General features: G+C 61.4%; 16 protein-coding genes. 5 read left to right on the forward strand and 11 right to left on the reverse strand.

All coding sequences use genetic code 11. The features are described from left to right. Positions 1-4: 4 nt before the first annotated feature. From flgH to flgF, 11 genes are all read right to left on the reverse strand, one after another. Positions 5-721: a flagellar basal body L-ring protein FlgH gene (gene flgH / locus FHX03_RS03865; protein WP_097623875.1), complete on the reverse strand. Its 717-nt coding sequence runs from the start codon at positions 719-721 to the stop codon at positions 5-7. Continuing rightward, positions 718-1257: a MotE family protein gene (locus tag FHX03_RS03870; RefSeq protein ID WP_183852634.1), complete on the reverse strand. Its 540-nt coding sequence runs from the start codon at positions 1255-1257 to the stop codon at positions 718-720. The genes flgH and FHX03_RS03870 overlap by 4 nt, the downstream gene beginning before the upstream one ends. Beyond that, positions 1254-2375 (reverse strand): flagellar basal body P-ring protein FlgI, encoded by a 1122-nt coding sequence (locus FHX03_RS03875; RefSeq protein WP_183852636.1) that lies wholly within the window; start codon positions 2373-2375, stop codon positions 1254-1256. Before FHX03_RS03875 ends, FHX03_RS03870 begins: the two co-directional genes overlap by 4 nt. Further along, on the reverse strand, positions 2372-2854 hold the full coding sequence (gene flgA / locus FHX03_RS03880) for a flagellar basal body P-ring formation chaperone FlgA (RefSeq protein ID WP_097623872.1): 483 nt from the start codon (positions 2852-2854) through the stop codon (positions 2372-2374). Before flgA ends, FHX03_RS03875 begins: the two co-directional genes overlap by 4 nt. Before the next feature lie 16 nt (positions 2855-2870). Beyond that, complete coding sequence (flgG, locus tag FHX03_RS03885; protein ID WP_012556600.1) at positions 2871-3659, reverse strand: flagellar basal-body rod protein FlgG; 789 nt, start codon at positions 3657-3659, stop codon at positions 2871-2873. A 19-nt stretch (positions 3660-3678) separates the two neighbouring features. Beyond that, positions 3679-4020 carry a flagellar hook-basal body complex protein FliE gene (locus FHX03_RS03890; RefSeq protein WP_003588549.1) on the reverse strand — a complete coding sequence of 114 codons (342 nt, stop codon included), beginning with the start codon at positions 4018-4020 and terminating at the stop codon, positions 3679-3681. A gap of 2 nt (positions 4021-4022) precedes the next feature. Continuing rightward, positions 4023-4439, reverse strand: a complete 417-nt coding sequence (gene flgC / locus FHX03_RS03895) for a flagellar basal body rod protein FlgC (protein ID WP_003570338.1) — start codon at positions 4437-4439, stop codon at positions 4023-4025. A 5-nt stretch (positions 4440-4444) separates the two neighbouring features. Beyond that, positions 4445-4837, reverse strand: coding sequence for a flagellar basal body rod protein FlgB (flgB, locus tag FHX03_RS03900; protein ID WP_003588551.1), 393 nt, complete (start codon positions 4835-4837; stop codon positions 4445-4447). A 166-nt stretch (positions 4838-5003) separates the two neighbouring features. Further along, positions 5004-5546: a flagellar protein gene (locus FHX03_RS03905; RefSeq protein WP_183852638.1), complete on the reverse strand. Its 543-nt coding sequence runs from the start codon at positions 5544-5546 to the stop codon at positions 5004-5006. 2 nt (positions 5547-5548) lie between these two features. Then, positions 5549-6946 carry a flagellar protein export ATPase FliI gene (gene fliI, locus FHX03_RS03910; RefSeq protein WP_183852640.1) on the reverse strand — a complete coding sequence of 466 codons (1398 nt, stop codon included), beginning with the start codon at positions 6944-6946 and terminating at the stop codon, positions 5549-5551. 95 nt (positions 6947-7041) lie between these two features. Then, entirely contained in the window at positions 7042-7776 is a 735-nt protein-coding gene (gene flgF, locus FHX03_RS03915; protein ID WP_003588556.1) for a flagellar basal-body rod protein FlgF, read from the reverse strand. A 254-nt stretch (positions 7777-8030) separates the two neighbouring features. Here flgF and motA point away from each other — a divergent pair, with 254 nt between their 5' ends. The 5 genes from motA (at position 8031) to flhB (ending at position 12888) form a co-directional block, all read left to right on the forward strand. After that, on the forward strand, positions 8031-8903 hold the full coding sequence (gene motA / locus FHX03_RS03920) for a flagellar motor stator protein MotA (protein WP_012556597.1): 873 nt from the start codon (positions 8031-8033) through the stop codon (positions 8901-8903). Continuing rightward, positions 8904-9854: a FliM/FliN family flagellar motor switch protein gene (locus FHX03_RS03925; RefSeq protein WP_183852642.1), complete on the forward strand. Its 951-nt coding sequence runs from the start codon at positions 8904-8906 to the stop codon at positions 9852-9854. It begins immediately after the preceding gene. A 65-nt stretch (positions 9855-9919) separates the two neighbouring features. Beyond that, positions 9920-10507: a flagellar motor switch protein FliN gene (gene fliN, locus FHX03_RS03930; protein ID WP_097623868.1), complete on the forward strand. Its 588-nt coding sequence runs from the start codon at positions 9920-9922 to the stop codon at positions 10505-10507. Positions 10508-10535: 28 nt separating this feature from the next. Then, positions 10536-11576 carry a flagellar motor switch protein FliG gene (gene fliG, locus FHX03_RS03935; protein ID WP_097623867.1) on the forward strand — a complete coding sequence of 347 codons (1041 nt, stop codon included), beginning with the start codon at positions 10536-10538 and terminating at the stop codon, positions 11574-11576. Positions 11577-11808: 232 nt separating this feature from the next. Beyond that, positions 11809-12888, forward strand: coding sequence for a flagellar biosynthesis protein FlhB (gene flhB, locus FHX03_RS03940; RefSeq protein WP_054183728.1), 1080 nt, complete (start codon positions 11809-11811; stop codon positions 12886-12888). Position 12889 lies beyond the last annotated feature (1 nt).

Genomic DNA, 12889 nt, shown 5'->3' on the forward strand with positions numbered 1-12889 from the left:
AGCCTCAAAGCGGCGAGAAAAGATCGACGGCCTGCTGGCCGCGCGGAGGCTGCTGCACTTCCATCAGGCGGCCGCGGCCACCGTAGGAGATGCGGGCCTCGGCGATCTTGTCGTAGGAAATCTGGTTGTCGGCATTGACGTCCTGCGGGCGAACGATACCGGCGACGTTCAGGATCCGCAGTTCCTGGTTCAGACGGACTTCCTGCGAGCCCGAGATGACGAGGTTACCGTTTTCGAGAATGCCGGTGACGACGGCGGCGACCAGAAGGGTGATCTTGTCGGTGCGCTCGATCTTGCCCTTGCCGTCGGTGCTGGTGTCGGAACCATAGGTGAGGTCGGTCTTGGACTCAGGCGTCCAGCCGAAGATCTGGGCGTTGACGTCCCAGTTCATGCCGCTCGAATTGGTGCGGCTGCGGTTGGTCTCGTTGTCGAAGGAGGCCTTGTCGTTGATCTGGATGTCGACGGTCAGGATGTCGCCGACATTGAGCGCACGCGCATCCTTGAAGAGCGCCGCCTGCGAATCGCTCCACAGGGAATAACCCTGCGCCACGGCGCGCGGCTGCTTCGGATAAAGCGCCATCTGCGGCGTCTGGCCATAGGCCAGGCCGCTGCCGATCGGGCTCATGGCCGGCGCGCGGCCGATCTCGCTGACTGCCGTCGGAGACTGGCAACCTGCAAGGAGTGCGAGGGCGGCGATCGCGGCCGGGAAACGCATATTCATGAAGGATCCTTCGACGTATTGGGATCGGACGCACTGGCGATGACGCTGGCGATGGCCGCGGCCTTCTTCGGGTCCATCTCGTTGAGGATGAGGCTCGACTGACGCGGGCCGAGCCGCATGATCACGGCGGAGGCCACCTCGATCTTCATGTCCTGCAGTTGCAGTGCGGCCGAATCCGGCTTCATCTTCTTGTAGATCTCAGTGAGGCCGGCTTCCGCCTGCTTCAGGAAATCGTCGCGCCGCTTCAGCCAGTCCTGGTACTCGGCCTTGCGCTTATCCATTTCCGCCATGCGGGCGTCGATGTCGGCGCGAAGCTTTTCCAGCTCCTGCTTCTGCAGGAGGTAACGCTGGTCGCGGGCGGGGTCGGCAATGTTGGTGCAGAACTGCTTGACTTCGTCCTGGGAGGTGATGTCGCCCGCCGGCGCATGCTCCTGCGCGAAGGCGCCCGGGATCGACAGAAGAACGAGGCCTGCTGCCGGCAGCGCCAGCCGGCGCGCCAATTGCGGGACCGTCATGTCTTTGATGATCTTTATCATTGCAGCACAAGCTCCGCCTGCAGGGCGCCCGCCGACTTGATGCCCTGGAGAATGGCGATGATGCCATCCGGCTTCACGCCGATATTGTTGAGGCCGGCAACGAGGGTCCTGAGGTCGGGACCGTCGATGATCGCGACGCGCCCGCCGGTCTGCTCAGCCGCGATATCGGTCTGCGGCTGGACCGCGGTGCGGCCACGCGAGAAAGGTTCGGGCTGGATGATCTGCGGCGTCTCGGTGACCTGAACCGTCAGGGTGCCGTAGCTGACGGCGACCGGCGAGACGCGGACGTCGGAGCCGATGACGATCGTTCCGGTACGCTCGTTGATGACAACCTTGGCCGGCGTATCGGTTTCGACGATGAGATTTTCGATGTCGGCCATCAGCCGGGTGAGATCGGCCGTGCGCGGCTTCTGAATCACCACTTCCTGCGAATCCTTGGCTTCGGCGACCGGGCCGCCGAAACGTGCTGAGGCATAACCATTGACGATGTCGGCGATGCGGATCGCCGTCGAGAAGTCGGGATTGCGCAGCTGCAGGACGAGATTGACCGAGTCCTTGAAGCGGGACGGCAGTTCGCGTTCGATGATCGCGCCGCCGGGCACGCGGCCGGCGGTGGTCACACCTTCGGTCACGGTCGCCGCCTGGCCCTGGGCCTGGAAGCCGGTGACGATGGCAGCGCCCTGGGCGACAGCGTAGATCTGGCCGTCGGCCCCGGAAAGCGAGGTCATGACGAGTGTGCCGCCGCGCAGCGATGTTGCGTCGCCGAGCGAGCTTACCGTTACGTCGATGCGGCTGCCGGGGCTTGCGAAGGGCGGCAGGTTGGCGGTGACCATGACGGCCGCCGTGTTCTTGGCGTTGGACTGGCCGCCCTGCGTCGAGATGCCGAGATTCTGCAGCATAGCCCGCATCGACTGCTCGGTGAAAGGCGAAGCACGGAAGCCGTCGCCGGTTCCTTGCAGTCCGACGATCAGGCCGTAGCCGATCAACTGGTTGTCGCGTCCGGCCTGAAGGGAGGCGATATCCTTGATGCGGGATGTCAGCGCCCAGGCGGGCGCGACGTCGACGAGGCTCATGGCAAGCACCGCGACAAGGGTCAAGAACCGGAAGAACAATTTCATTTTGCCCTCACATGGACCGTGCCGTCCGCAAGCACCGTGCCGCTGACGATGACGCCGGAATCCATATTGCGCGCGCGGATCAGCTGCCCTGTGGCGCCGTCTTCGAGCGGCGAGCCGGCGGCTGAGATGGTCATCGCGCCGAGCGAGAAGACCAGGCGGATCGAAGAACCGCGGGTCACCGTATAGGGCTCACGCAGACCCGAAACCGAAATCGTGCGGCCCGGCAAAAGCGTGCGCTTGGAGACCAGGCCTTCGACCTGGGAGATGGATTTGGCGAAATCGCCGGAAAGGTTGGGGTTGGTGACCTCGACCTCCTGAAGCTGGCTGGCCGACAATGTGTCGCCGGGGTAGATGATCGTCGTCGGGACGACGGCATAACCCATGCCGGCATCCACGTCCGCGGGCAAGAAAATGCCCGTGACTGCGATCGTGGCTGCCGCCACCCATCCTGAGATGTGTCCTGCCCGGCAAAACATCATGTTTCGGCCCTTCCCTTTACTTCAGGTTCTTGCTGACGATGGAGGCCATTTCATCAGCGGTGGTGATCACCTTGGAATTCATCTCGTAAGCGCGCTGGGCCGAGATCAGCTCGGTGATTTCCTTCACCGGATCGACGTTCGACGATTCCAGATAGCCCTGCTTCATGTAGGCGAAACCTTCCTCGTCAGGATTGCCCACGACGGCTTCGCCGGAGGCTGCCGTTTCCTGGAAGAGATTGTCGCCGAGCGGCTGGAGACCAGCCTCGTTGACGAAGTCGGCAAGCGTCAACTGGCCGAGCACGGTCGCATCCGCCGCACCCGGCAATTTGGCCGAAACCTGGCCGGAGCGGCTGATCGTCAGCTCGGTCGAGCCCGTCGGGATGGTGATGCCGGGCAGGACCTCGTAGCCGTCGATGGTGACGAGCTGGCCCTGGTCGTTCTTGTTGAAGGCGCCGGCGCGGGTGTAAAGCGTCGTCCCGTCGGTCGACTGGATCTGGAAGAAGCCCTTGCCGATCAGCGCCACGTCGAGGTCGTTGCCGGTCTGGGTCAGTTCGCCTTGGAGATGCAGGTTGCGGACCGCCGATGTCTGGACGCCGAGGCCGATATTGGCGCCTTCGGGAACGACGGCCTGGTTGGCGCGGTTGGCGACGCCCTTGGCGCGTTCGGTCTGGTAGAGAAGATCGGAGAATTCGGCGCGGGCGCGCTTGAAACCCGTCGTATTGATGTTGGCGATATTGTTCGCGATGACTTCCAGATTGGTCTGCTGGGCATCCATGCCCGTTGCTGCAATGGCGAGCGCTCTCATGTGTTCGTCCTCAAATCAGTTACATCTGCATCTTGGTGACTTCGAGAAAGGCCGAGACGACCTTGTCGCGGATGGCGATCGCCGTCTGCAGCGTCTGCTCGGCCTGGAGCATGGAATCGACGACTTCACGCGTCGTCGCCGTGCCTTTGATCCCGGCAAACGACATGCTTTCCGCACCCTTCAGGCTGCTGACCGCGTCGCTTGCCATGTTGCCCATGACGGAGGCGAAGCTCATATTATTGGCCGCACCTGCGGTGCCTGGCATGGTGGCGGCAGACGACGAGGCCGAATTTTCGGTGTCGACGGCGCCGAGCGCACGGGTCATCGAAAGGTTGCTGACATTCTGGACGCTGCTGATCATTATTATTGGCTCTTCAGGAGATCGATCGTGGAGGAGATGAGATCGCGGGTCTGCTTGATGGTCTGCAGATTGGCGTCATACGAGCGGTTGGCTTCGCGCATGTCGGCCATCTCGACCAGGATGTTGACGTTCGGCAGCTTGACAACGCCCTTCTGGTCCGCAGCCGGATTGCTGGGGTCGAATTCGGTGCTGAAGTCGCCTTCGTCGACGCCGACCTTCTTGACGTCGACCGTCTCGACGCCGCTCACACGATCCATCTGCTGGCCGAAGGTGATGGTCTTGCGGCGATAGGGGTCGGCACCGGGCGTGTCACCGGTCGAGCGGGCGTTGGCGATGTTTTCCGAAACGATGCGCAGGCGCGTCGACTGCGCCTCGAGCCCGGAACCGGCGATTTTCATTGCTGCTGAAAGCGGATCCATGACTTTTACTTCCTGACGGTCATCAGCATCATGCGGTTGAAGGAACTGACCAGCGAGGTATTCAGATCGTATTGGCGCTTGATATCGCCGGACTTGGAAAGCTCCTCGGCCAGACCGACCGTGTTGCCGGATTCCTGGACGCCGATTTCCTGGTCGAGTGAGGCGTCCTTGACGTCGATATCGCCGCTGGCGCTGAAATCATTGCCGCTGAGATGGGCCGGATTGGTGCGCGCCATGGTGATGTCTGATTTGTCGAGCACGGCGTCGAAGGGCGTGACGTCCTTGGCGCGGAACTTCGGAGTATTGGCATTCGCGATGTTGCCGGCAACAACCTGCTGACGGATCGTCAGCCATTCCGCCTGTCGCGAAGCCAAGTCGAAAAGTTGGATCGGTTGCATGAGACTCTCCGTTTTTACTGTCCCCAACCTATTGCGGTAATCTTGCGTGGGACTTACGGGAGTTCAGGTTTCAAGGCGCTTTTCGGCGAGCGGGGGGGCCAAAAAAACCGAGGCCCCGGCCGGTTCGCGGCGGAGCCTCCATTGCCTCCGGCGTTGGCCGACAGGTTCAGTTGTTCTGGTAGGTCTCACCCTTGGAGGTGACGATCATCCACTTGCCCCCGCGCTGTTCGATTGTCGCAAGGCGGCTCTGATCCGGCAGTATCGAGCCGACGCGCACCACATACATGCCGGAGGTATCCTCGATCAGCGCCCGCCCATTGGAGACGTGCAGCAGGCGGAAGGACGACTTGCCGGGAAAGGGCTGATCCTCCAGGATGGGGCGGCCCTCGCGCTCCTTGCCGAGGTCGGAGACCGTTGCCGTCGTCAGCGGATCGATCGGCGGCGCCTTCTTGTCCGGCTCGTTCTTGTTGACCATGGCCAGCGGCGAGACGCTGAAGACATTGCGCGCCGGCCAATCCGGCAGTTCGCGCGAATTGTCGCTGGCGGCGACATTGATGCCGAATTTGTCTTCATTGAAGAAAACATACCAGGGAAAGAACGCAGAGGCGCCGGCAAGCGCCAGGCCGGCAAAGGTCAGAAACCGATCCAAGCGGGCGGCCTTCCCGCGCTGCTTCGGGGAAGCGATGCGTTCGTCGTCGAATTCAGTCACATCTATCTCCTCTGGATGGCTCCGCCCTGATTGCCGACACCGGCTGCAGCCTTGAGGGCGCCGGCGAGATCGGCAAAGGCATCGGGCGAGTTGCGATCGCCCGGCGACTGTTTCAGGACGTCGTAAATGATCGGGACCTGCTTGACCGCCATGTCGAGATCGGGATCGGCGCCCTGGCGGTAACCGCCGATCAGGCGCAGGTCGCGCGTTTCCTCGAAGCGGTGGATCAGCACCTTCAGCCGCGACACCAGCTTTTCCTGGTCCGGCGTCCAGGCCTTGCGGGCAAGACGCGAGATCGAGGCGAGCGGATCGATCGGCGGATAACGCCCTTCTTCGGCGAGACTGCGCTGCAGGACGATATGACCATCGAGAATGCCGCGCGTCGAATCGGCGATCGGGTCGTTGTGGTTGTCGCCGTCGACGAGGATCGAGATGATCGCGGTGATTGTGCCGGCGCCCTCGGGGCCGGGACCGGCGCGCTCCAACAGGCGCGGCAGCTCGGTGAAGACGGAAGCCGGGTAGCCGCGGGCAATCGGCGGCTCGCCGGAGGCGGTCGCCACCTCGCGGATCGCATGGGCGAAACGCGTGACGCTGTCGACGATGAACAGGACGTTCTCACCCTTGTCGCGGAAATGCTCGGCGATGGTGACCGCCGTCAGCGGCGCCATCTTGCGCAGCATCGGGCTCTCGTCGCTGGTGGCGACGACGGCGATCGCCTTCTTCATATTGCTGCCGAGCGTATCCTCGATGAATTCGCGCACCTCGCGGCCGCGCTCGCCGACAAGCGCAATGACGACCTTGTCGAAGGCATCGGCGCGGGCGAGCATGGACAGAAGCGTCGACTTACCGACGCCGGAGCCGGCGAAGATGCCGAGGCGCTGCCCGAGGCAGAGCGGCGAAAAGATGTCGATGGCGCGCACGCCGGTCTTGAAGCCGGCCTCGACACGCTTACGGGTCATCGAGGGCGGCGCGGTATTGGAGATCGAGCGGCGGTCGAGGCCCTCGGCGATCGGGCCCAGTCCGTCGATCGGCTCGCAGAGCGAGTTGACGGTGCGCCCGCACCAGCTGTCCGACGGGGAGATGCGGAAGGCGCCCTTGCGGATGACGGTATCGCGGATGCCGATCGGCTCGCCTGGCTCGATCGGGCAGACATAGATCAGATCAGGCTCGACGCGAACGACCTCGCCCAAATGGATGCCGGTTGCCGATTTATGGGCGACGAACTCGCCGAGGCGAACATGGCGGGAAAGACCGCGAACCGTGTAGTGACCGGCAGCGATGGTCTGCACGCGACCGCCATGGGCAACCGAAAACTCCGGCGATGCGTATCGCTCGACGAGGCCTGCCAGATGCGCCAGCTTCGGGGAAAGACCGTCCTCGGACAGCAGCGTGGTGTTCATGCTTCAATCCCACCCGAAAATACGACGCATTTTCGATCTCTGTTCTTATGCATGTCGTCCTCCCAAAACCGCTGCACACTTTTGGGCGACATGCATTAGCGGCTACCCCCAAGCGTTTGGACGGCTTCCTTGAAGGAATCCTCGCTGTCGCGCATCAACGACGAGACGCTTTCGAAGGCGCGGTTGACTTCGATCAGCTGGGTAATCTCGCGCATGGCGTTGACGTTCGAGTTTTCGAGATAACCCTGCTCGACACCGACATTGAAGCGGTCAACGACGGCGCGCGGCTGGTCGGTGGTCATGATGCCGCTGTTTTCGTAGCGCAGATAACCCTTGCTGATATCGGCCTCGAACAGGCCGAGCGATCCAACCTGGCGGTCACCCTGATAGATGATGCCGTCGGTGCCGACGGCCGGCTCGCCGCCTTTGGAGTTGAGCTGGATCGGCGCGCCGCCGGCGTCGAGAACGGGATATCCGCGGATCGAAACCAGTTCGCCGGTATCCTTTAGGGTGAAGCGGCCGTCCCTCGTCAGCACGCGGCCAGCGGGCGTATCGAGCGAGAACCAGGCATCACCCTTGATGGCGAAATCAAGCATGTTGCCGGTGTGCTGCAGCTCGCCGTTTGACTCGTTCAGATAGTCATTGCCTTGGGAAACGAAGGCGACCTTGGTGTTCAGCTTGTTCTTGGTTGCCGCCACCATCTCGTCGAACTTCACCTCGGTGGCGCGAAAACCGGTCGTGTTCACGTTCGCCATGTTGTCTGCGATGGTGTTCAGGCGCTTTTCGAGAGCCATCTGCGACGACAGAGAAACATAAAGACCGGATTGCATGTCGGTAGGCTCCAAGCATTGGCGATGAACGGAACGAAAAACCGGGCGTCGTCTTATGAGGTTCGGCCGGGATTTCGCTGAGGCGGCATCTCAGAAACGGGTGCAGGCACCCATTCGTCTCCTTAAGACTGACGCCAGATGCTTGCGCGAAGCTGGCACGCGGAAATGCCTGGCGCGCGGCCCGTTCATCAGCCTCACGCAAGGCAGAAACCCTAACCGTCTTAGAGAAAAGTAACGTTCAGATTGGGCTGACGATGAATATCATTATCGGATTTATAGTGACTTGCGGCTGTGTCATCGGCAGCTTCATGGCAATGGGCGGCCACGTGGACGCGCTGTTCCAGCCCTTCGAATTCGTGATCATCGGCGGCGCCGGTCTCGGCAGCTTCATCATGGCGAACCCGATGAAGGTGGTGAAGGATTCCGGCAAAGCGCTCGGCGAAGCCTTCAAGCACGCCGTGCCGAAGGAACGCAATTATCTCGATACGCTCGGCGTGCTCTATTCCTTGATGCGCGACCTGCGCACCAAGTCGCGAAACGAAATCGAAGCCCATATCGACAATCCGGCAGAATCGACGATCTTCCAGTCGGCCCCCACCGTTCTGAAGAACAAGGAATTGACGGCCTTCATCTGCGACTATGTGCGCCTGATCATCATCGGCAACGCCCGCAGCCACGAAATCGAAGCGCTGATGGACGAAGAGCTCAACACCATCATGCACGACAAGATGAAGCCCTACCACGCGATCCAGATCATGGGCGATTCCTTCCCGGCGATCGGTATCGTCGCGGCGGTTCTCGGCGTCATCAAGGCGATGGCTCACATCAACGATTCGCCCGAAGTGCTCGGTCACCTGATCGGCTCGGCGCTGGTCGGCACCTTCCTCGGCATCCTCCTGTCCTACTGCGTCTGCTCGCCGCTGGTCTCCCAGATCAAGATCGTGCGCAACAAGCAGCATCGCCTTTACGTCATCGTCAAGCAGACGCTGCTTGCCTACATGAACGGCTCAGTTCCGCAGGTCGCTCTCGAATACGGCCGCAAGACGATCTCGGCTTACGAGCGTCCATCCATCGATGCGGTCGAACAGGAAATGATGAACCCAGGCGGCGAAAACAAGGCGGCTTAAATGACCATGAGCAATGCTTCGCACGACAAACCGGCAATGGATCCTGCCCTTCTCGCCAAGCTGACCGGCGGGCTCGGCGACAAAGGCAGGGTCGCCAAGATCTGCAGTTCCTTCGGGGAAGTCTACAGCGAATTCTTTCCCGACGTCATCAAGAGCGAGACCGGCCTCGACGTGACGGTCAATTATCTCGGCTGCGAGATCGGCTACAAGAACCACCTGATCGACGACCTGAACTCGAACATCACGCTCGTCGACGTGACTCTGCGAAACTGGTCGCAGAACATCACGCTTGCCTGCGGCAACGGTTTCGTCATCACCCTGATGGAGCACCTGCTCGGCGCCACGGCCGATACGATCGAGGAGCCGGCCGACCGGCTGCTGTCGATCATCGAAATGGACCTGGCGGTGATGGTCTTCGACAAGATCGCCAAGGTGCTGCGCTCAGCCGTCAACGCGCCCGGCGGTTTCGAACCGAGCCTCTCGGTCCCGCACGCCCTTGAGATGCGCGCCCGGCCGCCGGAGGACCGCCCGGACGAATTCGCCGCCGCCATCAATATGTCGATCACGCTTGCCGGCATCGTGTCGGAATTTTCGCTGATGGTTCCGCAGACGGCGCTGCTGAAAACCAAAGTGACGCCGCCGAAGCCGAAGCGCCAGTCAGGCGGCAGCTCAGCGGAATGGACAGAACAGCTCGGCGATCAGGTCCGCCGCTCGCAGGTCACGCTCGAGGCCAAGATCAGGCTGCAGGACCTGACATTGCGCACGATCTCGAAGCTGATGGTCGGCGATGTCATTCCGTTCCGTGACCATGGCGACGTGCGCGTCGAGGTCAGCGCCAACAGCAAGGAATTGTATGTGTGCGAGTTCGGGCGTTCAGGCGAAAACTACATGGTCCGCGTCAAGGATACGATGAACTCGGATGACGAACTCATCCGTCATTTAATGAATTAATCGGTTCTCTGGCTTTCGGGCTGCAAAGGCAGTTTGAGGCAAGTTTCAACTGGAATAGTGATTTCATGGCTACGAAGAAAACACAGCAGAACAGCGACCTCTCCCTGGATATGCCGGGCAGCGAAGCGGATCTCGATCAGGCGATCGACGATCTGCGCGGCGTGCTGAAGCAGGATGCCGATGGCGACCTGCCGCAGTTTGGCGACGACCTGCAGAACGACGCCTTCGCAGCAGGAACCGATCTGGCGGCTTTCGGCGGCGAGATTTCGGACAGCCCGTTCGGCGGCGACGATTTCGGCGGCGATTTCGGTGCCGGCAATGCCGGCGCGGCTGCCGGCATGGATTTCGGCAGCAGCCCTTCCTTCGAGGCTTCGCCGGCTCCGCTCGGCAGCGCTTTGAATTCCAATTTCGAACTGATCATGGACATTCCGATCGATGTCCAGATCATGCTCGGCACCAGCCGCATGCAGGTCTCCGGCCTGATGAACCTCAATGAAGGGGCGACGATCGCCCTCGACAAGAAAATCGGCGAGCCGGTCGAGATCATGGTGAACGGCCGCAGGATTGCCCGCGGCGAGATTACGGTGCTTGATAACGACGACACCCGATTCGGTGTGAAACTGATAGAAGTTTTGAGTACGAAAAAAGCCTGATCCCTGTGTGGGACGGAGAGGTTAGACCATGATGGACTTTGACGATTTCGGCGGCGCGCTAGCCGGGAAACCGTTGACCCAGGCTGAAAAGGCGGCGGCTGTTCTTCTCGCTATGGGAAAGGGCGTCGCCGGCCGGCTGTTGAAATATTTCACCCAGGCCGAATTGCAGACCATTATCTCATCCGCCCAGTCGCTGCGCGCCATTCCGCCGGACGAACTCTTGATGCTCGTCTCCGAGTTCGAAGACCTCTTCACCGAGGGCGCCGGACTGATGGACAACGCCAAGGCGATCGAAGCCATTCTGGAAGAAGGCCTGACGCCCGACGAGGTCGACAGCCTGCTCGGCCGCCGCACGGCGTTCCAGGCCTACGAAACCTCGATCTGGGATCGCCTCAGCGAGGCGGAGCCGACATTCGTCGCCCAGTTCCTACTGCGCGAACATCCGCAGACCGTTGCCTATATTCTTTCGATGATGCCTTCCAACTTCGGCGCCAAGGTGCTGCTGCAGCTCCCCGACAACCGCCGCGCCGACATCATGAACCGAACCGTCAACATGAAGACCGTCAGCCCGAAGGCTGCGCAGATCATCGAGAACCAGGTGATGACGCTGCTTGCCGAGGTCGAGGCAGAGCGCAATGCCGCCGGCTCGACGAAGGTCGCCGATCTGATGAACGAGCTCGACAAGCCGCAGGTCGACACGCTGCTCACCTCGCTTGAATCGATCAGCCGCGAATCCGTCAACAAGGTCCGCCCGAAGATCTTCCTGTTCGAGGATCTCATGTACATGCCGCAGCGCAGCCGCGTCTTGCTGCTCAACGATATTTCGACGGATGTGCTGACCGTCTCGCTGCGCGGTTCGCCGCCCGAGATCCGCGAATCGGTTCTCTCCGCCATCAGCCCGCGCCAGCGCCGCATGATCGAATCGGATCTGCAGAGCGGCATGGGGGGCGTCAATCCGCGCGAGATCGCCATTGCCCGGCGCGCCGTGGCGCAGGAAGCGATTCGCCTGGCCAATTCAGGCCAGATCGAACTCAAGGAAAAGGAAGGCGACGCTTCGGCAGCCGCCTAATTCTGCGAGACTGTTGACAAATCCAGCCGCCCGCAAGGCGGCTGTTGATCGCCATGCCACAGGCGACTACCCTTCCAGCAATAGGCCGCGCTCTAAAGCGCGTCGCAGGGAACCCGGATTCCGCGACGCGCTTTAGCTCTTTGTTTTGATGCATGTCGTCATCCAAAACCGCTGCACGTGTTTGGGCGACATGCATTCGCTGCGCTCTATATCTTTGACGGAGGGCCGCGACTTGGCAGATGATGACAAGGACAGCAAAACAGAAGCCCCGACCGCGAAAAAGCAAACCGACGCCGCCGAGAAAGGCAACGTGCCGTTTTCGCGCGAACTGTCGATCTTCGCGACCATCCTTGCCACCTATATCTACCTGGTGTTCTTCCTCCCCGACAGCGTCGGGCGCATGGCTGAAACGCTGCGCGACATCTTCGATCAGCCCGACCAATGGAAGATCGAGACGGGGCCTGACGTCCTTTCGCTGTTCGTCAAGCTCGGCTGGGCCACTGCGGCGCTGCTGGCGCCCGCTTTCATCCTGTTCATGGTGTTCGGCATCGCCTCCTCCATCTTCCAGAACCTGCCGACGCCGGTGCTCGAACGCATCCGGCCGCAGGCCTCGCGCATCTCTCCCGTCAAAGGCTGGGAACGGCTCTTCAGCCTGCCAGGCCTCATCGAGTTCGGAAAATCGCTGTTCAAGGTCGTCGTCGTCGGGGTCATCCTGTTTTTCGTGCTGAGGAGCGAATATTTCAGCTCGATCGACGCAATGTTCTCCGACCCGCAGACGATCCTGGTGCGGATATCGACGGCGATGCGCAAGATCATCATCGTCGTGCTGATCGCCACCGCGATTGTGGCGATCGTCGATGTCTTCTGGACGCGTCATCACTGGTTCACCGAGCTGAAGATGACGCGGCACGAGATCAAGGAAGAAAATAAGCAGGCGCAGGGCGACCCCTTCGTCAAGGGCCGGCAGCGCTCGCTGATGCGCGACCGCGCACGCCGGCGTATGATTTCCAATGTGCACCGGGCGACGCTCGTCATCGCCAACCCGACGCACTATGCGGTGGCGCTGCGCTACGCGCGCGAAGAAAACGACGCGCCGGTGGTGCTGGCCAAGGGCCAGGACCTCATCGCGCTCAAAATCAGGGAGATTGCCGAGAAAAACGGCATCCCGGTGTTCGAGGATCCGCCACTTGCGCGCTCCATGTTTGCGCAAGTCTCGGTCGATACTGTCATCCCGTCAGTCTTCTATAAGGCCGTTGCGGAGCTGATCCACCGGGTTTACGCCGCAGACGCCAAGAACAAACGGGTAAGATAAG

The organism is Rhizobium sp. BK456, assembly GCF_014194045.1.
Taxonomy (GTDB): domain Bacteria; phylum Pseudomonadota; class Alphaproteobacteria; order Rhizobiales; family Rhizobiaceae; genus Rhizobium; species Rhizobium redzepovicii.